The 26,463-nt window shown below is 70.0% G+C and carries 19 protein-coding genes; 8 read left to right on the forward strand and 11 right to left on the reverse strand.

Annotated features, from left to right (window positions below; genetic code table 11):
* Positions 1–24: 24 nt before the first annotated feature.
* Positions 25–963: a LysR family transcriptional regulator gene (locus AC1PLR_RS15170; protein WP_481101516.1), complete on the forward strand. Its 939-nt coding sequence runs from the start codon at positions 25–27 to the stop codon at positions 961–963.
* A gap of 192 nt (positions 964–1,155) precedes the next feature.
* Here AC1PLR_RS15170 and AC1PLR_RS15175 read toward each other — a convergent pair whose 3' ends face one another.
* Both AC1PLR_RS15175 and clpB read right to left on the reverse strand, forming a co-directional pair.
* Positions 1,156–2,442 carry an O-acetylhomoserine aminocarboxypropyltransferase/cysteine synthase family protein gene (locus AC1PLR_RS15175; RefSeq protein WP_481101517.1) on the reverse strand — a complete coding sequence of 429 codons (1,287 nt, stop codon included), beginning with the start codon at positions 2,440–2,442 and terminating at the stop codon, positions 1,156–1,158.
* Positions 2,443–2,762: 320 nt separating this feature from the next.
* Entirely contained in the window at positions 2,763–5,348 is a 2,586-nt protein-coding gene (gene clpB / locus AC1PLR_RS15180; protein WP_481101518.1) for an ATP-dependent chaperone ClpB, read from the reverse strand.
* Between the two features lie 216 nt (positions 5,349–5,564).
* Between clpB and AC1PLR_RS15185 the strand changes: the two genes are divergently transcribed.
* Positions 5,565–6,269 carry a glutathione S-transferase gene (locus tag AC1PLR_RS15185; RefSeq protein WP_481101519.1) on the forward strand — a complete coding sequence of 235 codons (705 nt, stop codon included), beginning with the start codon at positions 5,565–5,567 and terminating at the stop codon, positions 6,267–6,269.
* A gap of 191 nt (positions 6,270–6,460) precedes the next feature.
* Here AC1PLR_RS15185 and AC1PLR_RS15190 read toward each other — a convergent pair whose 3' ends face one another.
* The 5 genes from AC1PLR_RS15190 to AC1PLR_RS15210 all read right to left on the reverse strand — a co-directional run bounded on the left by AC1PLR_RS15190 (position 6,461) and on the right by AC1PLR_RS15210 (position 11,401).
* Positions 6,461–7,294, reverse strand: coding sequence for a DUF3014 domain-containing protein (locus tag AC1PLR_RS15190; RefSeq protein WP_481101520.1), 834 nt, complete (start codon positions 7,292–7,294; stop codon positions 6,461–6,463).
* 139 nt (positions 7,295–7,433) lie between these two features.
* Positions 7,434–8,615 carry a lysozyme inhibitor LprI family protein gene (locus tag AC1PLR_RS15195; protein ID WP_481103613.1) on the reverse strand — a complete coding sequence of 394 codons (1,182 nt, stop codon included), beginning with the start codon at positions 8,613–8,615 and terminating at the stop codon, positions 7,434–7,436.
* 78 nt (positions 8,616–8,693) lie between these two features.
* Entirely contained in the window at positions 8,694–10,292 is a 1,599-nt protein-coding gene (locus AC1PLR_RS15200) for a hypothetical protein (RefSeq protein ID WP_481101521.1), read from the reverse strand.
* Between the two features lie 100 nt (positions 10,293–10,392).
* On the reverse strand, positions 10,393–10,851 hold the full coding sequence (locus AC1PLR_RS15205; RefSeq protein WP_481101522.1) for a GNAT family N-acetyltransferase: 459 nt from the start codon (positions 10,849–10,851) through the stop codon (positions 10,393–10,395).
* Positions 10,852–10,921: 70 nt separating this feature from the next.
* The gene (locus tag AC1PLR_RS15210; RefSeq protein ID WP_481100161.1) at positions 10,922–11,401 is read right to left on the reverse strand and encodes a DUF3574 domain-containing protein; all 480 of its coding nucleotides are present in this window, start codon (positions 11,399–11,401) and stop codon (positions 10,922–10,924) included.
* A gap of 243 nt (positions 11,402–11,644) precedes the next feature.
* On the opposite strand from AC1PLR_RS15210, the gene AC1PLR_RS15215 reads away from it, so the two are divergent.
* From AC1PLR_RS15215 to AC1PLR_RS15240, 6 genes are all read left to right on the forward strand, one after another.
* Positions 11,645–14,083 (forward strand): TonB-dependent receptor plug domain-containing protein, encoded by a 2,439-nt coding sequence (locus AC1PLR_RS15215; RefSeq protein ID WP_481101523.1) that lies wholly within the window; start codon positions 11,645–11,647, stop codon positions 14,081–14,083.
* 543 nt (positions 14,084–14,626) lie between these two features.
* The gene (otsB, locus tag AC1PLR_RS15220) at positions 14,627–15,379 is read left to right on the forward strand and encodes a trehalose-phosphatase (protein ID WP_481101524.1); all 753 of its coding nucleotides are present in this window, start codon (positions 14,627–14,629) and stop codon (positions 15,377–15,379) included.
* A gap of 76 nt (positions 15,380–15,455) precedes the next feature.
* Positions 15,456–17,237: a glycoside hydrolase family 15 protein gene (locus AC1PLR_RS15225; protein WP_481101525.1), complete on the forward strand. Its 1,782-nt coding sequence runs from the start codon at positions 15,456–15,458 to the stop codon at positions 17,235–17,237.
* Positions 17,234–18,604: an alpha,alpha-trehalose-phosphate synthase (UDP-forming) gene (gene otsA, locus AC1PLR_RS15230; RefSeq protein WP_019802024.1), complete on the forward strand. Its 1,371-nt coding sequence runs from the start codon at positions 17,234–17,236 to the stop codon at positions 18,602–18,604. Before AC1PLR_RS15225 ends, otsA begins: the two co-directional genes overlap by 4 nt.
* A 360-nt stretch (positions 18,605–18,964) precedes the next feature.
* Complete coding sequence (locus AC1PLR_RS15235) at positions 18,965–21,394, forward strand: membrane-bound PQQ-dependent dehydrogenase, glucose/quinate/shikimate family (RefSeq protein WP_481103614.1); 2,430 nt, start codon at positions 18,965–18,967, stop codon at positions 21,392–21,394.
* A 288-nt stretch (positions 21,395–21,682) separates the two neighbouring features.
* A complete protein-coding gene (locus AC1PLR_RS15240; RefSeq protein ID WP_481101526.1) occupies positions 21,683–23,569 on the forward strand; it encodes a methyl-accepting chemotaxis protein in 1,887 nt (628 codons plus the stop codon).
* Positions 23,570–23,588: 19 nt separating this feature from the next.
* On the opposite strand, the gene AC1PLR_RS15245 is transcribed toward AC1PLR_RS15240, so the two are convergent.
* The 4 genes from AC1PLR_RS15245 to rluD form a co-directional block, all read right to left on the reverse strand.
* Positions 23,589–24,032, reverse strand: a complete 444-nt coding sequence (locus AC1PLR_RS15245) for a thiol-disulfide oxidoreductase DCC family protein (RefSeq protein WP_481101527.1) — start codon at positions 24,030–24,032, stop codon at positions 23,589–23,591.
* The gene (locus AC1PLR_RS15250; protein WP_481101528.1) at positions 24,019–24,561 is read right to left on the reverse strand and encodes a DUF4166 domain-containing protein; all 543 of its coding nucleotides are present in this window, start codon (positions 24,559–24,561) and stop codon (positions 24,019–24,021) included. The genes AC1PLR_RS15245 and AC1PLR_RS15250 overlap by 14 nt, the downstream gene beginning before the upstream one ends.
* Positions 24,546–25,319, reverse strand: coding sequence for a peptidoglycan editing factor PgeF (gene pgeF, locus AC1PLR_RS15255; protein ID WP_481101529.1), 774 nt, complete (start codon positions 25,317–25,319; stop codon positions 24,546–24,548). Before pgeF ends, AC1PLR_RS15250 begins: the two co-directional genes overlap by 16 nt.
* Before the next feature lie 112 nt (positions 25,320–25,431).
* Entirely contained in the window at positions 25,432–26,439 is a 1,008-nt protein-coding gene (gene rluD / locus AC1PLR_RS15260; RefSeq protein WP_481101530.1) for a 23S rRNA pseudouridine(1911/1915/1917) synthase RluD, read from the reverse strand.
* Positions 26,440–26,463: the final 24 nt, after the last annotated feature.

Genomic DNA, 26,463 nt, shown 5'->3' on the forward strand with positions numbered 1-26,463 from the left:
ATGCGGCCAGAGATGGATAGACTCTTGCCAGAAACGGAAGAAAGCGCGCGCGCCGCCCGCGTGGACTTCGACAACGTACGGCTGTTCCTGCGCGTGGTCGAACACGGCAGCCTCACCGCCGCCGCCCGCCAGGCGCGCGTGCCGCTGACCAGCGTCAGCCGTCGCATCAAGGCACTGGAACAGGCATTGGGCGTGCAACTGCTCCATCGCAGCACCCGTCGGCTGGCGGTGTCCGAGGCCGGGCGCGCCTTCTATGCCCGGTGCGTGGAGGCCGAGCAGACCCTGCAGGATGCCGTGCAGGACGCGCGCGACCTGCGCGCGCAGGCGCGCGGCACCCTGCGTGTGCTGGCTCCCTATGCGCTGGGCCTGCTGGTGCTGGAACCGCAGCTGGCGCGATTCCGCCAGCGCCATCCAGGCGTGCAACTGGCGCTGACCTACGACGATCAGCCGCTGGACCTGCTCAGCCATGGCCTGGACGTTACCGTCCACGTCGGGCCACCGCCCCACTCCAGCTACGTTGCGCGGCCGTTGGGCGCCTCGCGCGCCATCCTGGTGAGCAGTCCCGATTATCTGGCCCGTGCCGGTACGCCTGCGCATCCCAAGGACCTGCTCGGCCACGCGGTGCTCGCGGTCGGCGTGGATGCCCCGCTCGTGGTCTGGGCGTTGCGGCACGGCACCGGCGAATCGATCGAGCTGACCCTGCGGCCGCTGCTGATTTCGAACGAATCGACCACGGTGATCCGCCAGGTGGCGCAAGGGGCCGGCATCGCCCTGCTCTCCCAGCCGCTGGTGCAGGCGCGACTGGACCAGGGCCAACTGGTGCGCCTGCTGCCAGACTGGCAACGCTGGCCGGATCTGGAGATCACCGCGCTCTATCCGCGTCGCGCCACCCAGGAACGCAAGGTGCGCGCGTTCGTCGATTTCCTGCTGGAGATCTTCGCCGATTGGCGTGTGTCCGATTGAAAGGCGCCTCTCGTCAGCTGCCTCCGGCCCAGCGAGCCGGAGTCTAGTTGCCCGGTAGGAGCGGCTTCAGCCGCGATGGGCTGCCGGGAACGCCCCCGTCGGGCTGAAGCCGCTCCTACAGGGCACTTCAGTGCCCTAAAGCCCCACAAGCAGTGCTGCAGAAGCCTCCATCGCGGCGATGCTGCCGCGCGCTCAGGCCTGCGCCAGCGCCTGCTGCAGGTCGGCGAGCAGATCGTCGATGTGTTCGATGCCCACCGACAGCCGCACCGTGTCCTCGCTGACGCCGCTGCGCTGCAGCTCCTCGGGCGAGAGCTGGCGATGCGTGGTGGACGCCGGATGCGTGGCCAGCGACTTGGCGTCGCCGATGTTGACCAGGCGGGTGAACAACTGCAGCGCGTCGAGGAAGCGCGCGCCGGCGGCGCGGCCGCCGCGCAGGCCGAAGGTCAGCACGCCGGAGCCGTGCCCGCGCAGGTACTTCTGCGCCAACGCGTGCTCGGGATGGTCCGGCAGGCCAGCGTAATTGACCCACTCCACCTTGGCCTCGCCCTGCAGGTGCCGCGCCAGTGCCAGCGCGTTCTGATTGATCCGGTCCATGCGCAGCGGCAGCGTCTCGATGCCCTGCAGGATCTGGAAGGCGTTGAACGGCGACAGCGCCGCGCCAGTGTTGCGCAGCGGCACCACCCGCGCACGGCCGATGTAGGCGGCCTCGCCCAGCGCGTCGGTGTAGACCACGCCGTGGTAGCTCACGTCCGGCTCGTTGAGGCGGCGGAAGCGCTGTGCGTGCGCCGCCCACGGGAAGCGCCCGGAATCGACGATCGCACCGCCCAGGCTGGTGCCATGGCCGCCCAGGTACTTGGTCAGCGAATGCACCACGATGTCGGCGCCGAACTCGAACGGCCGCAGCAGGTACGGCGTGGGCACGGTGTTGTCGACGATCAGCGGCACGCCATGGGCGTGGGCGATGGCGGCCACCGCTTCCAGGTCGGTGACGTTGCCGCGCGGGTTGCCGATCGACTCGACGAAGATAGCCTTGGTGCGCTCGTCGATCAGCCCGGCGAAGGCGCCCGGATCGCGGTAGTCGGCGAAGCGGGTCTGGATGCCGGACAGCGGCAGCGTATGCGCGAACAGGTTGTAGGTGCCGCCGTACAGCGCGCTGGAGGAGACGATGTTGTCGCCGGCCTCGGCGATGGTCTGGATGGCGTAGGTCACCGCCGCCTGCCCGGAGGCCACCGCCAGCGCACCGATGCCGCCTTCCAGCGCGGCGATGCGCTGCTCCAGCACGTCGGTGGTGGGGTTCATGATGCGGCTGTAGATGTTGCCCTGCACTTTCAGGTCGAACAGGTCGGCGCCGTGCTGGGTATCGTCGAAGGCATAGGCCACGGTCTGGTAGATCGGCACCGCTACCGCGCGGGTGGTCGGATCGGGGCGATAACCGCCGTGCACGGCGATGGTTTCCAGCTTCCAGTTCGGGTCGGACATGCGCGCATCTCGGCAACGAGGGAGCGCAGACGATAGCGCCGCGCGCAACCGCAGATGCAAACCTGCGGTTATGAGGCCATGCCGTTGAGTTGTCAGCGCTATGGCCGGCAGCGTGGGGGCCTGCCGGACTCAGTCGTCGCCGAGCGCGCCCTGTGCGAGCAGCCAGGCACGCAAGGTTTCTGCGTCCACATAACGCCGTGCGCGCGCTCGAGTTCGGCGTCGTCAGCGGGCCACAGCCGCAGCACGCCGTCCATGTCGATCGACAGCGCGCGCCGCAGACGCGGCGGTGCGCGCCTGCGGCGCCTGCGCGACGGAATCCATCACGCCTTCTCGAACACCAGCTTGCCGCCCTCGGCCTCGACCTTGATGGTGTCGCCGCTGAGGAACTGGCCGGACAGGATCTGCTGCGCCAGCGGGTTCTCCAGTTGCGCCTGGATCGCGCGCTTCAGCGGGCGCGCACCGTACACCGGGTCGAAACCGACGTTGCCCAGCAGCTCCAGCGCGCGGTCGCTCAGTTCGATCTTCAGCCCGCGCTCGGCCAGGCGCTTCTCCAGGCCGTGCAGCTGGATGCGCGCGATCGACTTGATCTGCGCCTTGTCCAGCGGATGGAACACCACGATGTCGTCCAGGCGGTTGATGAACTCCGGGCGGAAGTGCGCCTGCACCACGCCCATCACCGCCGCCTTCATCTGCGTATAGGCCTCGGCGCTGCCGTCGCCGCTCAGCTCCTGGATTTGGTGCGAACCGAGGTTGGAGGTCATCACGATGACGGTGTTGCGGAAGTCCACGGTGCGGCCCTGGCCATCGGTGAGGCGACCGTCGTCGAGCACCTGCAGCAGGATGTTGAACACGTCGCTGTGCGCCTTCTCGACCTCGTCGAGCAGGATCAGCGAATACGGCCGACGCCGCACCGCCTCGGTCAGGTAGCCGCCTTCCTCATAGCCGACATAGCCCGGAGGCGCGCCGATCAGCCGCGCCACCGAGTGCTTCTCCATGAACTCGCTCATGTCGATGCGGATCATCGCGTCGCTGCTGTCGAACAGGAACTCGGCCAGCGCCTTGCACAGCTCGGTCTTGCCGACGCCGGTGGGGCCCAGGAACAGGAACGAGCCGCTGGGCCGGTTCGGATCGGACAGGCCGGCGCGCGAGCGGCGCACCGCGTCGGACACCACCTTGATCGCCTCTTCCTGGCCGACCACGCGCTGGTGCAGTTCGTCCTCCATGCGCAGCAGCTTGTCGCGCTCGCCCTCGAGCATCTTGTTGACCGGGATACCGGTCCAGCGCGACACCACCTCGGCGATCTCCTCGGCGGTGACGCGGTCCTGCACCAGCTTGAAGTCGTGCTGCTCGGCCTCGTTGGCCGCGGCCAGCTGCTTCTCCAGGTTCGGCAGCAGGCCGTACTGGATCTCGCTCATCTTGGCGTAGTCCTGGCGCCGCTGCGCGGCCTCCAGTTCCACGCGGGCCTGCTCGATCTGCTCCTTGATCTTGGTCGCACCCTGCAGCGCCGCCTTCTCCGACTTCCACACCTCGTCCAGGTCGGAGAACTCGCGCTCGAGCTTGTCGATGTCGCTCTCCAGGTCGGCCAGGCGCTGCCGCGAGGCCTCGTCCTTCTCCTTCTTCAGCATCTCGCGCTGGATCTTGAGCTGGATCAGGCGCCGTTCCAGGCGATCGAGTTCCTCCGGCTTGGAGTCGATCTCCATGCGGATACGGCTGGCTGCCTCGTCCATCAGGTCGATGGCCTTGTCCGGCAACTGGCGGTCGGTGATGTAGCGGTTGGACAGCGTGGCCGCGGCGACGATCGCCGGGTCGGTGATCTCCACGCCATGGTGCACCGCATAGCGCTCTTTGAGTCCGCGCAGGATGGCGATGGTGTCCTCCACCGTCGGTTCGCCGACGAACACCTTCTGGAAGCGCCGCTCCAGCGCCGCGTCCTTCTCGATGTACTTGCGGTACTCGTCCAGGGTGGTGGCGCCGATGCAGTGCAACTCGCCGCGCGCCAGCGCCGGCTTGAGCATGTTGCCCGCGTCCATGGCGCCATCGGCCTTGCCGGCACCGACCATGGTGTGCAGTTCGTCGATGAACAGGATGATCTGGCCTTCGTTCTTGGCCAGGTCGTTGAGCACGCCCTTGAGCCGCTCCTCGAACTCGCCGCGGAACTTGGCACCGGCGATCAGCGCGCCCATGTCCAGCGACAGCACGCGCTTGCCGCGCAGGCCTTCGGGCACTTCGCCGTTGACGATGCGCTGGGCCAGGCCCTCGACGATGGCGGTCTTGCCGACGCCGGGCTCGCCGATCAGCACCGGGTTGTTCTTGGTACGCCGCTGCAGCACCTGCACGGTGCGGCGAATTTCCTCGTCGCGGCCGATCACCGGATCGAGCTTGCCGCTCTCGGCGCGCGCGGTGAGGTCGATGGTGTACTTCTCCAGCGCCTGGCGCTGTTCCTCGGCGTTCTCCGACTGTACGGTCTCGCCGCCGCGCAGCTTGTCGATGGCGGCTTCGAGCTTCTTCTTGTCGGCGCCGGCCGCGCGCAGCGCCAGGCCCAACGGGCCGCCGTCGTCGGCCGCGGCCAGCACGAACCACTCGCTGGCGATGAACTGGTCGTTGTGCTGCTGCGCCAGCTTGTCGGTCTGGTTGAGCAGGCGGCTGAGGTCGTTGCCCATCGACACGTTGCCGGGCTGGCCGCTGACCTTGGGCAGCTTGTCCAGCGCCTCGCCCAGGCGCTCGCGCAGCACCGGCACGTTGACGCCGGCCTGCGCCAGCAACGGCCGGGTGCTGCCACCGGCCTGGTCGAGCAGCGCCACGAACACGTGCACCGGTTCGATGATGGTGTGATCGCGGCCCACGGCCAGCGACTGCGCATCGGCCAGGGCCTGCTGGAAGCGCGAGGTGAGCTTGTCCATCCGCATCGGGAAGTCCTCTGAAAGAAAGGGCCGGCCGTGCCGGCATGCCAGCAAAATGCGGCTGTCCGCTTCTGTTTCAAGGCCGTCGGCGGCGTCTGTATACGCTACGCAGGAGCACCGCGACGCGGTGTGCCGTTGGCCGCACTTTGGTACCTGCCAGTCACACGCCACTACCGCAAGGGCGCTACCCTCGGCGCTTCGTCCCCACGCGCAGGACCTGCCATGCACTACGAGCTCTACTACTGGACCGGCATCCAGGGCCGCGGCGAGTTCGTGCGGCTGGCGCTGGAGGATGCCGGCGCCGGCTACCGCGACGTGGCCCGCGAGCAGAGCGATGCGGCGATGCAGCCCTTCCTCGACGGCGCCCATGCCGGCGCGCGGCCGTTCGCACCGCCGTTCCTCAAGGCCGGCCGGCTGGTGATCGCCCAGGTCGCCAACATCCTGCACTACCTCGGCCCGCCGCTGGGCCTGGTGCCGGACAGCGACTCGCGGCGGCTGCAGGCGCTGCAGTTGCAGTTGACCATCGCCGACCTGGTCGCCGAGGTTCACGACAGCCACCATCCCATCGCCAGCGGGTTGTACTACGAGGACCAGAAGGCCGAGGCACAGCGCCGCGCCGAAGACCTGCGCAAGCAGCGGTTGCCGAAGTTCCTGGGCTATTTCGAACAGGTGCTGGACCAGGGCGGCGGGCGCCACGTCCTGCGCGAGCATTCCTATGTGGATCTGTCGCTGTTCCAGCTGATGAGCGGACTGGACTACGCGTTTCCGCAGGCGATGAAGAAACTGTCGCCGAAGCTGCCGCGGCTGCGCGCGCTGCAGCAGCGCGTGTGCGAGCGCCCGGGCATCGCCGCCTACCTGGCCTCGCCACGGCGCCTGCCGTTCAACGAGAACGGCATCTTCCGGCATTACCCGGAGCTGGATGGGTGAGTGGGCCGACGGCCTTGTCATTTACCGGAAGACCGCTGTCACCCGGCGGGCTGGCAGATGACGGCATCGCGGTTGTAGGAGCGGCTTCAGCCGCGATGGGCATTTCCCGGTAAGGCCCGTCGCGGCTGAAGCCGCTCCTGCGAGAACAAAAGCCCGCGACCGCATGACGCGGCACGCGCCTCGCGTCCGGCTCAGGTCCGCGTCAATTCCACGCGCACCGCACGCAATTGCGCCTTCACCGCAGCGGCCTGGGTCGGGCCCATGCGCAGCAGCGCCTTCTGGCCGATCGACAGCGATTCCAGCGCCGGATCCACGAAGCGGTACTTGCCGCGCACCGGATCCATCTCCACCGCGAGCGGCGCGGTTGGTGTCGGGGTCTGCAACAGGTGGTCGATCACCTGCACCAGCCGATCGTTGAAGTAGCCCTGCGGATAGCCCAGCTCCACGTAGGCCTGCTGGAACAGCGGATAGAAGCGCCGGTAGGTCGCCACCGCCGTGCCCGGATCGGCGCGGGTGAACGCCTCCACGTAGGGCGCATAGCGCTGCGCATTTGCGTCGGCGATGACGCTGGCGCCGCTGGCATCGGTGCTCACCTGCAGGTCGCCCGGCACCTGCTTGAGCGCCAGGGAGCGGGCAGTGACGCGGCGCTGGGTCAGGTTGTCGACCATGGTCACCAGACGCTGGATCAGGTGGTCGCGCAGCAGCAGCGCCAGCGGTGCGTCGCCGCCGGCCAGCGCGCTCAGTGCCGACCAGGCTGCGTCGTCGCTGGCGGCCAGCGCCGGAATCGCCGCATCGGCAGCGGCCGCGGCATCGATCGGGTGCTGGATCGGCGGAGGTGTTGCCGCCGGCGCGGGCGCGGTCGGCGCGACAGGTGGAGCCGCGGCGGGTGCCGGTGCGACTGCGGCAGGCGCCGGCGCGGCGGCCGGCCATAACGCTGCGATGTTGTCGCGGAACAACCATGCCGCAGCGGCGGCCACCAGCACGGCGACCAGGATCCACGGCCAGAACGAAGGACGCGACTGCATGGGATGCACATCTCCATCGGACAATGGAGGTGTGACCGTCGCGATGCGCACCAGTTCCAGCGTGCGACGGCTGGCGTTCAGCCTGGATGCACGGCTTGCGCGAGGCGCCAGCGCCCCACCAGCGCCGCGTACGCGACCATTACCCCTGCGGGCCTTCGGCAAAGGCGATGCGCGCACCGACCCAGGCTGCGACCAGCGCCGCCGCGACGCGGTCGGCCTGCGCCGCCGGCATCGCCTTGTGCGCGATCATCCATTGCGCCGCGGCAGCGCGCGCCGGCTGCAAGGCCGCCAGTGCCGCCTTGCGATCGGCCTGCGGCCACACGCTCGCGTCGTGCCACGCGGCGATGGCGGCGGCCGGATCGCCGGGCGGCTCGGCGCCCTTGGGTTGTTTCAGCAATAGCAGCGGCGACACCGTGGCCTGCAGCGACAGCACCCGCCATGCGGCGAAATCCGCGTAGCGCATGGTGCCCGCGTCGTCGGACACGCGATCCACCAGGCTGCCGAATGCCTGCTGCAAGCGCATCCATGCGGGTTGATCGAACAGGCCGGGCAACGGCCGGCAGATCGGTGCGGAAAGATCGCGGCTGGAGCCATACAGCGGGCCCATGGCGTCGTAGGCGGCCTCGCCCTGCGCGGCGAACACGAAACAATGCACGTAGGGACGCGGATTCGGCTGCGTGGCCGCATCCGGCGTATAGCCGCTGCGTTCGATCCACAGCCGCAACAGGGTCAGGTCGCGCGCTTCCCCGGCCTGTCGGCTGCTCGGCTCGGACGTGTCGAGCAGCCCGGCGGACACCCCGTCCTGCTGCCGCAGCGCGGTGCTAGCGGACGCGAACCGGGCACGCGCTTCGGCCGCCGCCACCCCGGCCGCCGGCACGAAGCGATGCAGGTACACCAGCCAGGCCGAGGCCAGACCGCCATCGTAGGCGCGCAGCTGCGCCGCCGCCGCGGCCGGCGTGGTGGGAATGCTGGCGACGATGCGGTCGAAGCGCGCCGCCTGCGGCGCGAACTCGGCGTCCAGCGCGCGTACCCGCGCCTCCATCCGCTGTTTCAGGCAGGCCCCCGGATCGGTCTCGGCCAGGCAGCTCTGGCGCTGCGCCAGCCAGTCGCGCTGCGTGTTGCGCACGCCAGGCCGCTGCGCCGCGGGGACCACGTCGCGCAGCGCCGCATAGCGCAGGGCCAGCCATTCCTCCGTGGCGTCCAATCGCTTGTCGGTGCACAACAGTCGCTCCACCGCCGTGGTTGCCTTGCTGCAGTCGAACGACACCGCGCCGGCCTCGGGCATCCAGCCCAGTGCCAGCAGCAGTGCCAGCACACGCATGCGCAGGCCAGGGCAAGCATTCATGCCATCCTCCTCTCGTGCATCGTTGCGATTCCGGCACCGCTTGTCGCGCCGCCGTCAGTCCACCAGCACCGCGCGCGGCTTCTGCAACGACAGCAGGCCGAGCAAGGCGGCCAGCACCAGGTAGCCGCCGACGAACTGCCAGGCGATCAGCTTGGGCACGCCGCTCAGCGTCCACGGCAGGTACAGGCCGCCGCGCGGGTCCACCGAGTGGATCAGCCCGAACAGGGTCAGCCCGGCCGCCACCAGCAGGAACACGGCGGCACGGCGCAGGCGGCCGTCCACCATCGCCGCCACTGCGGCGATCCACAGCATCGCGGTGATGATGAAGCCGTTGCCCAGGGTCAGGATCACCGCCAGCTCGGGCAGGCCGTGGCCGTCGAGGGTGGTGGTGAGTTTGGCCAGTTGCTCCGGGGCGATCCAGCCGGGCGCCTTGATCGCCAGCAGGTAGGCCACCGACGGCAGGAAGCCCAACACCATCGCCCCGGCGTGGCGCTTGGGCGTGGCCTGGAAGGCCTGGGTGGTGATGTCGATGGCGACGTAGACGATGATCGGCGCCAGCACCGCCATCGGCAGCCACTGCACCAGGCCGGCGACCAGCCCGAACATGCCGCCCAGGCCGATGAACAGGCCGGTGAGCAAGGTGTAGCCGCTGCGCGCGCCCATGTGCTTGTAGGCCGGCTGGCCGATGTAGGGCGTGGTCTGGGCGACGCCGCCGCAGACGCCGGCGATCAGGGTCGCGCCGGCCTCGACCAGCAGGATGTCGCGGGTGCGGTAGTCGTCGCCGGCGGCACGCGCACTCTCGCTGACGTTGATGCCGCCGACCACCATCAGCAGGCCGAACGGCAGCAACAGCGGCAGCAGCGGCACCGTGTCGGCCAGGCCGGCGACGAACCCCAGGCTCGGCCACGGCAACACCAACTGCGGCGCGCTCCATTGCGGCGCCTGGTGGCCGGGAATGCCGAGGCCGGCCGCGTTGGCCCAGTAGTACAGGCCGGTACCCAACGCCAGCGCCAGCGGCACCCCCGGCAGGCGCCACGGCAACCGCCCCTTGGCGATCAGCACGTACAGCAGCAGGCCCAGCACCACCAGCCCGACCAGCGGCGTGCGCAGCGTCTCCAGCAGCGGCAGGAAGCCCATCAGCACGATGGCGATGCCGGCGATGGAGCCGAGCAGCGCGGCGCGGGGCAAGGCGCGGGTCACCGCGTCGCCGAAGAACGACAGCACGGTCTTCAGCGCGCCCATCACCACCAGCGACGCCATGCCCAGGTGCCAGGTGGCCAGCGCCGCGGCCTGCGGGTCCAGGCCCTGCTGCTTGTAGCGCACGAACGCCGGGCCGAGCACCAGCAGCGCCATGCCGATGCTGGTCGGCGCGTCCAGGCCCAGCGGCATCGCGGTGACGTCGCTGCGCCCGCTGCGCGCGGCCAGCCGCCGCGCCATCCAGGTGTAGAGCAGGTTGCCAACCAGCACGCCGAAGGCGGTGCCGGGAATCATCCGGGTGTAGATGACCTCGGCGGGGAACTGGAACAGGCCGACCAGCGCCAGGGTGATGAAGCCGAGGATCGACAGGTTGTCGACCACCAGGCCGAAGAAGCCGTTGAGGTCGCCGGCGACGAACCAGCGCAGGCGCGGCGAAACGGGAGCAGGACTGGACATGCGGGCAGTGGCGGCGTGGGGAGTCGAGGGATGGTAAGGGGAAGCGGCACCGAGGGATCGGTGCACGCGCAGGATGCCGTTTTCCGGCGGCGGCGCGCCGCTACGGCGACAGCGGCAGATGCAGGAACTGGTTGAACGCGCTGGGCACGTAGTCGCCGAACGCCGGCCCGTTGCGGAAGCCGCGCCGGCGATACAACGCCAGCGCCGGCTCGAATGCCGCGCCGCTGCCGGTCTCCAGGCTCAGCCGTGGCAGGCCTTCGGCACGGGCGAGCGCGACCAGGTGGTCGAGCAGCGCCGCGGCCGCGCCCTGGCGCAGGAACGCCGGATGCGTGCGCATCGACTTCAGCTCGCCACCGCCATCGTCCAGCGTCCGCAACGCGCCGACCGCGGCCAGCGCATCGTCGCGCCACACGCTCCACACCCGCACCTGCGGCTGCCGCAGACCCGACAGATCCAGCGCATACACGCTGCCCGGCGGCGACTGCGCATGCATCTGCTGCACGTGGTACTCCAGCAACCCGCGCACCGCCGGATCGTCCAACTTCCCCGGCCGGATCACGAACGCCCCCACCGTCACCGCAGCACCCCGCCTTTGCGAATCCCGAATCCCCACTCCCGAATCCCGGCCGTCAAAACGACACCTCCACCGCCTGCCGCGCCCACAGCACCGACTGGTGCCCGGTGGCCTGCTTCCACGCCAGCCGGATCGCCTCGATGTCGGCGCGGCGCTGCGGGGTGTCCTCGTGCAGGATCACCAGCACCTTGGTGTTGAGCCGGTTCGGCTCCTTGGCGCCGCGGAACAGCCACTGGCCGTAGGCATCGAACACGGTCAGGCCGTCGGGAAAGCGCGGCGTCACTTCCTTGTCCAGGAACGCGCGCCAGCGCGCCTCGCTGATCGGCTCGGCCTGCGGACGGTCGGCCGGGCCGCTCTCCTCGCCCACACCGAAGTACAGCTCGCTGCGCACCCAGCCGCTGGCCTGCGCCGGCCGCGCCGCATCGCCCTGCATGGTCGCGCTGACCTTGCTCGGCGCGGTGGGCGCAGACGGAGCGACGCTGGCGCAGGCGCTCAGGGCCAGGAGGACGGCGATCAACGGGGCACGCAGCAGCATCGGCAAGGTCTCGGTCGGAAGGGGCAGGCAACACACGATCGTAGGCCAGGTGCGGACCGGGCCGGATAACCGCCGGGCATGAGCTCATGCCCGAGCGCACCGAACACACGGCTCGCACATCGCCTTAACGTCGGGCTAATATATCGCTTCATCCGGATGGATGCAGCAACCTTTGCCGACCCCAGTCGCCGCCATGGCCGGCGCGGCCGGTCTCGATGGTCATCGTTTCAGGAGAGAACCCCCATGTCGTCCCCGTTCGTCAGGCCGCTGAGCCTGGCCATCGCCCTGGCCCTGGCGGCCCCCGCCTTCGCCCAGGACGCCACCCCGGCCACCGCGACCAACCTCGATACGGTGATCGTCACCGGCACCCGCGCCAGCGGCCGCACCGTGCTCGAATCCACCGCCCCGGTGGACGTGCTCAGCGCCGAGGACATCCGCAAGGCCGGCGTGGTCAACGGCGAACTCGGCAGCGCGCTGCAGGCGCTGCTGCCCTCCTTCAACTTCCCGCGCCAGTCCAACTCCGGCGGCGCCGACCACGTGCGCGCCGCGCAGCTGCGCGGGCTCTCGCCCGACCAGGTGCTGGTGCTGGTCAACGGCAAGCGCCGCCACACCTCGGCGCTGGTCAACACCGACAGCAAGATCGGCAAGGGCACCACGCCGGTGGACTTCAACGCGATCCCGATCAGCGCGATCAAGCGCATCGAGGTGCTGCGCGACGGCGCCGGCGCGCAGTACGGCTCCGACGCGGTGGCCGGGGTGATCAACGTGATCCTGGACGACGACCCGGACAGCGGCGCGCTGGAGGCCAGCTATGGCGCCAACCACACCGACGTCAAGCCGATCCACCGTACCCTCACCGACGGCCAGACCGGCTATGCCAGCGGCAAGGTCGGCACGCGCCTGGGCGAGGACGGCGGCTTCTTCAAGGTCGGCCTGGAACTGAAGAACCACGAGGCCACCAACCGCGCCGGCTTCGACCAGATCCCCTCGTTCGAGGAACAGACCCCGGCCAACCTGGCCCTGGCCGGCAAGCGCAACTACGCGCTCGGCGACGGCGCCAGCAAGGATCTCAACGCCTGGCTCAACGGCAAGCTGCCGTTCGGCCAGGGCAGCGAGGTCTACGCCTTCGGCACCTACAACCAGCGCGACACCCAGGGCGACAACTACTTCCGCTACCCCGACGGCGCCGCCAACTGGACCCAGGTGTATCCGCAGGGCTACCGCCCGGTGTCGCTGGGCGAGAACCGCGACCTGCAGGCGGTGGTCGGCGCGCGCGGGCAATGGGGCGAATGGGCCTACGACGCCAGCCTCGACTACGGCCGCAACGACTTCACCTACCGGCTCAAGCACTCGCTCAACGCCTCGCTGGGCCCGGGCAGCCCGACCCGCTTCAAGACCGGCGACTACGCGTTCGAGCAAGGCGTGGCCAACCTCGACCTGAGCCGCAGCTTCGACGCCGCCGGCGCCACCCACACCGTAGGCACCGGCGTGGAACTGCGCCGCGAGCACTACCGCACCCGTCCGGGCGACCCGGCCAGCTACGCCGCCGGCCCCTACACCGACCGGCCCACCGGCGCCCAGGCCGGCGGCGGCCTGACCCCGCAGGACGCGGCCGACCTGTCGCGCAACGTCGCCAGCCTCTACGCCAGCGTGTCCAGCCAGTTCGGCGACAAGCTCTCCACCGACCTGGCCGCGCGCTACGAGCACTACCAGGACTTCGGCGGCGAACTGACCGGCAAGCTGGCCGCGCGCTACGAGTTCGTCCCGGCGTTCGCCCTGCGCGGCGCGATCTCCAACAACTTCCGCGCGCCGTCGCTGAGCCAGATCGGCTACGAGGCCAGTTCCACCGGCTACAACGCCAACGGCCAGCTGCTGCAGGGCCGCCTGCTCTCGGTCGACAACCCGATCGCGCAGGCGCTGGGCGCGCGCACGCTGCAGCCGGAGAAGTCGCGCAACTACAGCCTGGGCTTCACCAGCCGCGTGGGCAGCCACTTCGACCTGTCGCTGGACCTGTTCCAGATCGACATCGACAAGCGCATCGCGCTGTCGGAAAGCATCGACGGCGACGCCCTGACCGACTTCGTCGCGCAGCGCTTCGGCATCACCGGCCTGCAGAGCGCCAGCTTCTTCGTCAACGCCGCCGACACCCGTACCCGCGGCGCCGAACTGGTCAGCAACTGGCGGCAGGCGCTGGGCCAGGGCCAACTGCAGCTGACCGGCACCTGGAGCTACGCCAAGACCGAGCTGGAGAACGTGGTGGCCACGCCGGCGCAGCTGCTGGCGCTGAATCCGGACTACGTGCTGTTCGGCGTGGAGGAGCGCAACACCCTGACCGAGGCGACCCCGCGTACCCGCGCGCAGCTGGCGGCGAACTGGAGCGACGCGCGCTGGTCGCTGCAGACCCGTGTCACCCGCTACGGCAGCGCCACCCGCGTGTTCGACTTCGGCGGCGGCTTCGCCCCGGAGCAGACCTACAGCGCCAAGTGGCAACTCGACGTCGAGGTCGAATACCACCTCACCCCGCAGTGGAGCGTGGCGGTAGGCGGCCAGAACCTCACCGACGCCTACGCCGACCGCTCCAAGCCGGACATCGCCTACTTCGGCAACCTGCCCTACGACGTGCTGTCGCCGATCGGCAGCAATGGCGCTTACTACTATGGGCGGGTGCGGTACACCTTCTGACGAAGGTGTAGGGAATGGGGAAACGGGAATCGGGAATGGGTAAAAGCAACAGCAGCGCGCGCAGGCCCGCCTTTGCTCCTCCCATTCCCGTTTCCCCATTCCCGTTTCCCGGCCCAGACACCTTCTGACGAAGGTGTAGGGAATGGGGAAACGGGAATCGGGAATGGGTAAAAGCAACAGCAGCGCGCGCAGGCCCGCCTTTGCTCCTCCCATTCCCGTTTCCCCATTCCCGTTTCCCGGCCCAGACACCTTCTGACGAAGGTGTGGGGAATGGGGAGACGGGTATCGGGAGTGGGTAAAAGCAACAGCAGCGCGCGCAGGCCCGCCTTTGCTCTTCCCATTCCCGTTTCCCCATTCCCGATTCCCGGCCCAGACACTTTCTGACGAAGGTGTGGGGAATGGGGAGACGGGAATCGGGAATGGGTAAAAGCAACAGCAGCGCGCGCAGGCACCGCTTTTGCTCTTCCCATTCCCGTTTCCCCATTCCCGATTCCCGGCCCCCAATCCACCTGACGCTAACGCCATCCCGTTCATCATGGGGGAATGGCAGACGCGCTCCCCCTCCGACCGCCGCCGCCGCGTCTGGACGATGCCTGCGCATTGTTCCTGGACGTGGACGGCACCCTCATCGCCTTTGCCGAACGTCCCGACCAGGTGCAGTTGCTGCCCGAGGTGCGTGAGGCGATCGGCCGCCTGCATCAGCGCCTGGGTGGCGCGGTGGCGCTGGTCAGCGGACGTCCGCTGACGCAGCTGGACGCCTTGTTCGCGCCACTGCGGCTGCCCGCCGCCGGGCTGCACGGCCACGAGCTGCGCAGCGACGCCGACGCGCATGCGGCGATGCCCGCCGAGACCTCCGACTTTCTTCATGCACTGCATGCGCGCGCCGCGCATCTGCGCCAGGCGCATCCGGGCGTGCTGGTCGAAGACAAGGGCGCCAGCATGGCCCTGCACTGGCGGGCCGCGCCGAGCGCCGCGGAGGCAGTCCTGGCGTTCGCCAGCGAACAGATCGGCGAGCTGCCCGGCTACCGCCTGCAGCCCGGCGACCACGTGGTCGAGTTCGTGCCCGAAGGCAGCGACAAGGGCGTGGCGCTGACCACGCTGCTGCAGCAACCGCCGTTCCGCGGGCGCCGCCCGGTGTTCGTCGGCGACGATCTCACCGACGAATTCGGCTTCGCCGCGGCCAACCAGGCCGGTGGCTGGAGCGTGCTGGTCGGCACCCGCGCCGACAGTGTCGCCACCTATGCGCTGCCCGATCCACGCGGCGTACACGCCTGGCTGCGCGATAACGCCGGATGAGGCCGCCGCCGCCCCCGCCCGCCTGCGTCCCGTGGCCGCTTTCCCTACTGCTTCCGCACAAGGACTCGTCCGCTCCATGAGTTCCCCCAATCTCGACCTCGGCGTCATCGGCAACGGCAGCTTCGGCGCCCTGATCGACAAACGGGCCAGCGTCGTGTGGAGCTGCCTGCCGGCCTTCGACGGCGACCCGGCGTTCTGCGCGCTGCTGTCCCCGCGGGCGCATCCCGGCGGCGATTTCAGCATCGAGCTGGAAGACTTCGTCGACAGCGACCAGCACTACCTGGCCAACACCGCGATCCTGCGCACGGTGTTGCGCGACGCCCACGGCGGCGCGGTGGAGGTGATCGACTTCGCGCCGCGCTGGCGCAACCACGGCCGCTTCTACCGGCCGGTGAGCATCATCCGCCAGGTACGGCCGCTGGCCGGCAACCCGCGCATCCGCGTGCGTGCGCGGCCGCTGGCCGACTGGGGCGCGCGACAGCCGGAAAGCACCTGGGGCAGCAACCACGTGCGCTGGCTGCTGCCGGATTTCACCCTGCGCCTGACCACCGACGTGCCGGTGCGCTTCATCCGCGAAGAACTGCCGTTCGTGCTCAACCACCCGGTCAACCTGATGCTGGGCGTGGACGAGTCGCTGACCCGTTCGCTGACCGGCTACATCCAGGAAGCGCAGGAACGCACCGAGGAATACTGGCGCGAGTGGGTGCGCTATCTGTCGGTGCCGCTGGACTGGCAGGAGGCGGTGATCCGCAGCGCGATCACCCTGAAGCTGTGCCAGTACGAGGACAGCGGCGCGATCATCGCGGCGATGACCACCTCCATTCCGGAGGCGCCGGACACCCCGCGCAACTGGGATTACCGCTACTGCTGGCTGCGCGACGCCGCCTTCGTGGTGCGCGCGCTGAACCGGCTCGGCGCCACCCGCACCATGGAGCAGTTCCTCGGCTACATCTTCAACATCGCCACCACCGACGGCAGCCTGCAGCCGCTGTACGGCATCGGCTTCGAGGCGGCGCTGGAGGAACACGAGGTCGAGTCGCTGGCCGGCTACCGCGGCATGGGCCCGGTGCGGCGCGGCAACCTGGCCTGGATCCAGAAGCAGCACGACGTGTACGGCAGCGTGGTGCTCGCCTCCACCCAGTTGTTCTTCGATCTGCGCCTGAAGGACCCCGGCGACACCCACACCTTCCTGCGCCTGGAACCACTGGGCGAGCGCGCGTTCGAACTGCACGACGTGCCCGACGCCGGCCTGTGGGAGTTCCGCGGCCGCGCCGAAGTGCACACCTACACCAGCGCGATGTGCTGGGCCGCCTGCGACCGGCTGGCCAAGATCGCCACGCGGCTGGGTCTGGAAGACCGCGTGCTGTACTGGCGCGAGCGTGCCGACCGCATCCACGCACGCGTGCTGGCCGAGGCCTGGAGCGCCGAGTTGGGGCACTTCACCGACACCTTCAACGGCCACCGGCTGGACGCCTCGCTGCTGTTGCTGGCCGACATCGGGTTCATCGCCCCGGACGATCCGCGTTTCATCGCCACCGTCGAGGCGATCGGCCGCGATCTCAAGCATGGCGATGCGCTGTACCGCTACGTGGCGCCGGACGATTTCGGCGAACCGGAGACCAGCTTCACCATCTGCACGTTCTGGTACATCGACGCGCTGGCCGCGATCGGCCGCAAGGAGGAGGCGCGCGAGCTGTTCGAGCGCATCCTCGCCCGGCGCAATCACCTGGGCCTGCTGTCGGAGGATCTGGCCTTCGACAACGGCGAAGCCTGGGGCAATTTCCCGCAGACCTATTCGCATGTCGGCCTGATCATCGCCGCCATGCGCTTGTCGCGCAGTTGGCAGGAGGCATCATGAGCAGATTGGTAGTGGTATCCAACCGTGTGGCCTTGCCCGGCGAGAACCGCGCCGGCGGCCTGGCGGTGGGCCTGCTGGCGGCGCTGAAGGAGCGCGGCGGCGTCTGGTTCGGCTGGAGCGGCAAGACCGTGCGCGGCGACAGCGGCGCGATGCACGAACAGACCCAGGGCGACATCCGCTTCGTCACCATGGACCTGAATCGCGCCGACCTGGACGCGTACTACAACGGCTTCGCCAATCGCACGCTGTGGCCGCTGCTGCACTTCCGCCTGGACCTGGTCGACTACGACCGCGCCACCCGCGAAGGCTACCGCCGGGTCAACGCCATGTTCGCCGACAAGCTCGCGCCGATGCTGCGCGAGGACGACACGGTGTGGATCCACGACTATCACCTGATTCCGCTGGCCTCGCTGCTGCGCGAGCGTGGCATCGGCTGCCGCATCGGCTTCTTCCTGCACGTGCCGTTCCCCTCGGCCGACCTGATCCAGGCGCTGCCGGACCACGCGCGGCTGTTCTCCGGCTTCTACGCCTACGACCTGATCGGCTTCCAGACCCGCCGCGACGTCGACCGCTTCCAGGCCTATGTGCGCCTGTTCGGCGGCGGCAAGGTGATCAAGGACGGCGTGCTGGAAGCGCCGGGCGGGCGCCGGTTCCGCGCGGCCATGTTCCCGATCGGCATCGACACCGAACTGATCGCGCAGCAGGCGCGCGCGGCGATGTCCAAGCCGGCGGTGCGCGATCTGCGCAGCAGCCTGCGCGATCGCCAACTGGCGATCGGCGTGGACCGCCTGGACTACTCCAAGGGCCTGCCGGAACGCTTCCTCGGCTTCGAACGCTACCTGGAACGGCATGCGGACCAGCGCGGCAGCCTTACCTATCTGCAGATCGCGCCGGTCTCGCGCGGCGATGTCACCGAGTACAAGCAACTGCGCAACCAGCTCGAGCAGATCGCCGGACACATCAACGGCGGCCATGCCGAGCCGGACTGGACCCCGCTGCGCTACGTCAACCGCAACTTCACCCACGCCACGCTCACCGGTTTCTACCGCGCCGCGCAGGTCGGCCTGGTGACGCCGTTGCGCGACGGCATGAACCTGGTGGCCAAGGAATACGTGGCCGCGCAGGACCCGGAGAATCCCGGCGTGCTGGTGCTGTCGCTGCTGGCCGGCGCCGCCGACGAACTGAAGGAAGCGCTGCTGGTCAATCCGCACGACCTGGACGGCGTGGCCGATGCCATCGCCACCGGCGCGTCGCTGCCCAAGCCCAAGCGCATCGAACGCTGGCAGGCGATGATGGATCACCTGCGCAAGCACGACATCAATGCGTGGCGCCAGCGCTATCTGCAGGCGCTGGAGAGCGTGCGCTAGCGGCAGCGCGCGCGTCGCGCGACGTGACGCGGCGCGCATCGCCTGCGCGCCGCGCGATCCGACCTTGCACGCCATGCGGCGCCAGCGATGGCGCCGCATGACGCAGTGTTCCGTGTTCCGTCACGGCCGGACCACCTGCGTCGCCTAAAATAGCCGTCACGCGCCGCGCCGGTTCTTCTGCTTTGCCAGACCACCGCAGCGCGGTCGCTGCTTCGCGATGCACGCCGCGCTTGCGGCCCCGCTCCCGCCTCTCCCCCCCCCCCGATCCGCCTGCACCGCCGCCGTTCGCGCCACGCGCAGGGATCCTCGTCGGATGTTTCGCTCATGACCGTTTCTTCCCCACCGAATGCCGGCCGCTGGCTGTTCGCCGGCTATGCCGTCCTCATCGCCGCGATCGGCGTCGCGCTCGCCGTCATGGGCGGGCAACTCGTCGCCGTCGGCGGCTCCTGGTACTACCTGCTCGCCGGCGTGGCGCTGGCTGTGTCCGGCGGGCTGCTCGCGCTCGGCCGTCGCACCGGCCTGTGGCTGTTCGGCGTCACCCTGGCCGCGACCATCGCCTGGGCGCTGGCCGAGGTCGGCCTGGACGGCTGGGCACTGATCCCGCGCCTGGCGATGATCTCGGTGCTCGGCCTGCTGCTGTTGCCGTTCTGGAAGGTCGCACGTTGGCGTTTGGCGCCCGTCTCCGGCATCGGCTACCTGCTGGTCGCCGGCGTGCTGCCGGTGCTCGGCGCGGCGCTGGTGTTCGTGCCGCTGCTGTTCCCGCGCACGGTGGAACTGGCCGACCCCAGCCTGGCCGCGCAGCGCCCGCAGGCCGCCTTCAGCCGCGCCACGGTGGACAGCCCCGACGGCAACGTCGCCGGCAACCACGACGCCAGTAACTGGACCGCGTACGCCGGCTCCAACCTGTCCAACCACTACAGCCCGGGTGCGCAGATCACCCCGGACAACGTCAAGGACCTGAAGATCGCCTGGGAATTCCATACCGGCGACCTCAAGCCGGCCGGCTCCAAGCTCGGCTACGCGTTCCAGAACACCCCGCTCAAGGTTGGCGACCTGGTCTACATCTGCACGCCCACGCAGAAGGTGATCGCGGTGGAGGCCACCACCGGCAAGGAGCGCTGGCGCTTCGATCCGCACACCGATCCGAAGGCCATGGCCGGCGTCGCCGCCACCACCTGCCGCGGTGTGTCCTACTTCGAGGCGACCACGCCGGTTGCCGAATGCGCCAAGCGCATCTTCTGGCCGATGGTGGACGGCCGCCTGGGCGCGCTCGACGCCCTCACCGGCAAGCTGTGCGAGAGCTTCGGCACGCACGGCTATGTCGACCTCAACAAGGACACCGGCAACACCAAGCCCGGCTACGTCGGCCCGACCTCGCCGCCGGTGGTGATGCGCGGCGTGGTGATCCAGCCCACCGGCCAGGTCCGCGACGGCCAGGAGCGCGACGCGCCGTCCGGCGTGGTGCGCGCCTTCGACGCGGTCAGCGGGCAACTGCGCTGGGCCTGGGATCTGGGCAATCCGGCGATCAACGCGACGCCGCGGGCCGGCCAGACCTACACCCGCTCCACCCCGAACGTGTGGTCGCTGATGGCGGCCGACGACCAGTTGGGCCTGGTCTACCTGCCCACCGGCAACGCCTCCGGCGACTTCTTCGGCAAGCAGCGCACGCCGCAGGAAGAGGAGTACACCGCCTCGCTGGTCGCGCTGGATGCGGCCACCGGCAAGGAACGCTGGCATTTCCGCACGGTCAATCACGACCTGTGGGACTACGACATCGGCCCGCAGCCGAACCTGGTGGATTTCCCGGTGCCCGGCGGCGGCACCCGCCCGGCGGTGATCCAGGCCACCAAGTCCGGCCAGGTGTTCGTGCTCGACCGCGAAACCGGCGCACCGATCATGCCGGTGGAGCAGAAGCCGGTGCCGCAGGGCACCGACCACGGCGACTGGACCGCCAGGACCCAACCGGTGTCCCCGGGCATGCCCAACACCGTCGGCGCGCCCAGCCACGAGTACGAGACCCTGGTCGAATCCGACGCCTGGGGCATCACCCCGTTCGACCAGTTGGTGTGCCGCATCCAGTTCAAGCGGCTGCGCTACGAAGGCATGTTCACCCCGCCCAGCCTGGGCGGCTCGCTGGCCTTCACCGGCAACCACGGCGGCATCAACTGGGGCGGCGTATCGGTGGACCTGCAGCGCGGCATCATGGTGATGAACAGCAATCGCCTGCCCTACACCGAACACGTGTACCCGCGGCAGGAAATGCAGTCGCTGGGGGTGGTGTCGGTGTTCAACGGCAAGAGCAGGACGCCCGGCTACATGGCCCAGGAAGGACTGCCCTACGGCGCGCGCAAGGAACCGTGGATGTCGCCGCTCAACACGCCGTGCGTGGCGCCGCCGTGGGGCTACATCTCCGGCGTGGACCTGCGCACCCAGCAGGTGATCTGGCGGCGTCCGCTGGGCACCGGCTACGACCAGGGCCCGATGGGCATCCCGTCGAAGATGAAGTTCGAACTGGGTACGCCCAACAACAGCGGTTCGCTGGCCACCGCCGGCGGCGTGACCTTCATTGGTGCGGCGCTGGACAACTTCCTGCGCGGCTACGACACCCAGACCGGCAAGCTGCTGTGGGAAGTGCGCGTGCCGGCCGGCCCGCAGGCCGCGCCGCTGAGCTACACCGTCGGCGGCAAGCAGTACATCGTCGCTGCGATCGGCGGCCACGACCGCATGGACACCAAGGCCGGCGACAGCGTGATCGCCTGGACCTTGCCGGACGCGGCGCCGGCGAAGTAACCGCCCACCGCGCGCCACCCGCCACCGGGCCGCCTGCGGCCATGGCGGGTGGCCGACAGCGGCGTTGAGCGACCCTGCAGCGGGCGGCGGAATATCCAAGCGCCCGCCACAGGCGCCTCCGCCGCTCACCCTGCTGCGATGCAGCACGCCAGAACACCCCATGCAGACGCCCATGGACGTTCAGGCCACGTAAAGTTTCCGACGAACGGCAGGTGCAGGCGATCAAGCCAGCGTGGTGATGCGCCGATACTGGATAAGCCCCCGCGCGACCGCCTCGCCCTCGCGGCGATGCCCGTTGTTTCCCAGCCGGTGCAGACCATGCCCTCGCCATCCGCCGTTCCCCGCTCCACCACAGCCTCGTGGCTGCGCTCCCGTTCGGCGCTGCTTGCCCTTTTCCATGTGCTGCTCCTGCTGGCGCTGGCCGGCTATGCGCTGCACGTCGGCCGCACGGTCGGTGCAACCGGATCGGCGCTGCCGCGCTTGCTGCCGGCCCTGCTGATCGCCGTGGCGGTAGCCGCGGCGCTGGCTTGGTTCGGCAGGCGCAGCGCACCGCGCGCCCTGGAGCAGGCCACGCAGGCGCTGCAGGCGCTGGGCGAAGGCCGCTTCGCGCAACGGGTGGAACTGGCCGGCGACGCGTCCGAAGTCGCCCTGCTGCGCGCACTGCAGAACGCACAACAGGCGCTGGCCGCGCGCCAGGCGCAGACCGAGGCAGAGCTGCAGCATGGCCGCTTCGTGATCCAGGCGCTGGACGACCTGGACACCATGGTGCGCATCGCCGACGACGATGGCCGCGTGCATTTCGCCAACCGCAAGCTGCTGCAGATGTTGAAGACCATCGAACCGGACGTGCAGCGCTTCCGTCCGGAATTCCGCGCCGAGCAGTTCGTCGGCGGCAGCATCGGCGACATCTATCCGGACAGCCAGGCGGCGATCGACCGCATGCGCGCACTGACCGGCTCCAAGCGCGTGCGCGCGCCGTTCTTCGGCCGCCAGATCGATTTCGTGTACAGCCCGATCGACGGCGCCGACGGCCGCCGCCTGGGCACCATCGCGCAATGGGAGGAAGTGACCGCGCAGGTCAACGCAGAACAAGCGCTGGCCACGGTGATCGAAGCCGCCGCGCACGGCGATTTCAGCCAGCGCATCGAGACCGCGGCGATGGACGGCGTCCTCAAGTCGCTGGCCGAGGGCGTCAACCGCATCGCCGATGGAGTGGAGAGCAACCTGGCGCAACTGGCCGGGGCGCTGGCGGCACTGGCCGAAGGCGACCTCACCCACCGCGTCGACGGCCAGGCGCAGGGCGTGTTCGCGCGGTTGCGCGAGGACACCAACCGCACCGTTGCCAAGCTCACCGAGATCATCGTCGGCATCCAGGACTCGGCCGAAACGATCCGCCGCGCCGCCTCGGAGATCGCCGCGGGCAACACCGACCTGTCCGACCGCACCGAGCAGCAGGCCGCGAGCCTGGAGGAAACCGCCAGCTCGATGGAAGAGTTGACCTCGGCGGTGAAGCAGAACGCCGACAACGCGCAGCAGGCCAACGGCCTGGTGCAGAACACCGGCGAGGTCGCCCGTTCCGGCGGCAAGGTGATGGACGAGGTGGTGGCGACGATGCGCGCGATCAGCACGTCTTCGCAGCGCATCGGCGAGATCATCGGGGTGATCGACGGCATCGCCTTCCAGACCAACATCCTGGCGCTCAACGCGGCGGTCGAAGCCGCTCGCGCCGGCGAACAGGGCCGCGGCTTCGCCGTGGTCGCCTCGGAAGTGCGCTCGCTGGCGCAGCGCTCGGCCGATGCGGCCAAGGAGATCAAGGAGTTGATCGAGGCCTCCACACGCACCGTCGGCGAAGGCGCCGAACTGGTCAACCGCGCCGGCGCCACCATGCACGAGATCGTCGGTTCGGTGCAGCGGGTCACCGGCCTGATCGGCGAGATCAGCGCCGCCAGCGGCGAGCAGTCCAGCGGCATCGAACAGGTCAACCGCACCGTGGCGCAACTGGACGAGGTGACCCAGCGCAACGCCGCCCTGGTCGAGGAAGCCACTGCCGCCGCACGCAGCATGGAGGAACAGGCCGGCGGGCTGGCTGCGGCGGTTGCGGTGTTCCGGATCGACAGCGGCCGCGCCGGTGGCAGCGACGGCAAAGTGGTGCCGTTCGCGCGCGGCGCCGGCTGAGCCGGCCCGCGCGAGGCGCTCAGTCCAGAAAGCGCGCGCGCTGCTGCGGCTCCGGCAGGAAACACTCTGCAGTGGTGCCGAACCAGCGATGGCGGTTGCGCGCCAGCACGCGGTAGCCGGCATCGCGCCAGCGCCGCGGCAGCAGGCGCAGCAGCGCGATGCTGCGCCACACCCCGCCAAGCCCGGCGATCACCGCGATCGCCGCGTCCGAATCGGTCAATGGACCGCGCCGTGTCAGCAGCAGGAACGACAGCGGATCGGCCGGATCCAGGCCGTGCTCGCGCAACAGCGCGCTGCCGCGCGGCGACTGCATCGCTGCGAAGCGGTAGCGGCCGCGGCGATCGAAGCGCAGCAGGAACCGTACCCAGCGGCTGCACAGCGCACATACCCCGTCGAACACGACGATGGCCGCGTCCTCCGACGCCGCGGGCGCCGCACCCGGTGGCGGCTCAGGCCGGCGCAAGCCAGCCCTCGTAGCGGATGAACGGGCCGATCCACGGCAGCGTCACCGCAATCACGAACGCATAGCGGCCGTCGCGCTGGTCTTCGCGGCAGTGCACGCCGGCCAGCCAACGTCGCGGCAGCGGCAGCACGCCGAAGGCCCAGGCCCGTGCCGCACGCCATTCGATGCCGGCACCGTCGACCCGCAAGGCGAATTCGAATACCACCGCGCCCAGGCGCTCGCGCAGCCGGCCGCGGTGCAGCCATAGCCGGGACGGCATGGCATGCGTGCCGAACCGGCGCTCCCAGCGCTCGCCGCGGGCATCGGCGCGGAACACCACTTCCACCGGCGTCGCCGGCCCGGTGCGCGGCAGCCGCACCAGCCACGCGCACAGCGGCAACAGCGGATGGCGACCGCGCTGCACCATCGCCTGGCCGACATAGCGCGACTGCGACGAGGGCGTGTGCAGTTCGCGCAGTACCGGCGGCAATTGCGCGAACGCCAGCCCCAGCACCTGCGCGAACAGCGGCGGTGTCAGGGCGCGATCCACGCCAGGGTCGCCATGCGTCCGCTGCGGCGGTCGCGCCGATAGGAGTAGAAGCGCTGCGCATCGGCGATGGTGCACAGGCCGCCGCCATGGATCTGCTCCGGCGCCAGGCCGGCCGCGACCAGGCGTTGCCGCGCCAGCGCGTACAGATCCACCAACCAATGACCGGGCCGGGTGGCGACGAACGCGGCCGCGGCGGCCGGATCGTGGCGCATGAACGCCTCGCGCACCTCGACGCCGATCTCGTAGTGCTGCGGTCCGGCCGCCGGTCCCAGCCAGGCCTGCAATTGCGCTGGCGCCGTGCGCAGCGCGGCGATGGTGGCCTCGAGCATGCCGCCGGCCAGCCCCTGCCAGCCGGCATGCGCGGCGCCGACCTCGCTGCCGTCGCGGGCGGCGAACACCACCGGCAGGCAGTCGGCAGTCAGGATCGCCAGCACCACCCCCGGCTCGGCGGTGACCGCGGCATCGGCGGTCGGCTCGGCGTCGATGCCGGTCCCGCGGGGCGGCGCGTCGAAACGCAGCACCTGCACGCCGTGCACCTGCCGCAGCCAATGCGGCGGCGTCGGCAGCGCCAGGCGCGCGGCCAACTCATCGCGGTTGCGCTGCACCGTGGCCGGGTCGTCGCCGTCGGCGGCGCTGCGGTTGCCCAAGTTGAAGCGGTCGAATGGAGGCAACGAGGCGCCGGCGCCATGGCGCAGCGTGGTCAGGGCATGGACGCGGGGCGGGGCTGGCCAGTCGGCCTGCAAGGCGACGTCGCTCATCGGCAACGCCCGCGGCCGACACCGGGCGCCATGCCGGCAGTCTGGCGTCCCAGGGCAGGTCCCAGGTGGGAGCCGCGCGCCATAGCGCGGGAGAGCGGCGCCGCGGCCATGTTCAGCGCCGCGCCCGCTCGGCGGCCGCCTGCGCATCCGCACGCAGGACGGCCATCAGTTGCTGCAGATCGGCGGGCACCGCCGCGGTGGCGCGGACCGGCTCGCCGCTCAGCGGGTGCTTGAACTCCAGGGTCTCGGCATGCAGCGCCTGGCGCTTGAAGCCGCGTAGTTCGGCGATCAGTTCCTCGCTGGCACCTTTGGGCAGCTTCAGCGGGCCGCCGTACAGCGGGTCGCCGACGATGGGGTGCTTGAGGTACGCCATGTGCACGCGGATCTGGTGGGTGCGGCCGGTCTCCAGGCGGCATTCCAGGGCCGTGTGGGCGCGGAAGCGTTCGCGCAGCCGGTAGTGGGTGACCGCGTCGCGCCCGTCCTCGCGCACCGCCATGCGCAGGCGGTCGCGCGGGTGGCGGTCGATCGGCGCGTTGGCGGTGCCGCCGGAGACCAGGGCCCCGACCACCACCGCCAGGTACTGCCGGTGCACGTCGCGCGCCGACAGCTGCGCCACCAGCGAGGTATGCGCCTGCAGGGTCCGCGCCACCACCATGGCGCCGCTGGTGTCCTTGTCCAGGCGGTGCACGATGCCGGCGCGCGGCAGCGCCGACAGCCCCGGGTCGCGGTACAGCAAGGCGTTGACCAGGGTGCCGCTGGGGTTGCCGGCGCCCGGGTGCACCACCAGCCCGGCCGGCTTGTTCAGCACGATGACCTGGTCGTCCTCGTACAGCACCTCCAGCGGGATGTCCTCGGGCAGGGCGTGGGTCTGGGTGTCCAGCACCGCGTGCAGGCTGGCGATCTCGCCGCCGCGCAACGCATCGCGCGGCCGTGCCGGGGCGCCGTCGAGCAGAGCGTCGCCGGATTTGATCCATTCGGCCAGGCGCGAGCGCGAGTATTCGGGGAACAGTTCGGCCAGCACCGCATCGAAGCGGCGGCCGGCGGCGTGATCGGGGACGCGCGCCTGGCGCGGGCCGTCGCTGACGGCGTCCTCGGGCAGATCCGGGGGGGTATGGGGCATGGCAGGGGCACGGCTTGGGTCGGA

This window comes from Xanthomonas sp. NCPPB 3570, from assembly GCF_056725115.1.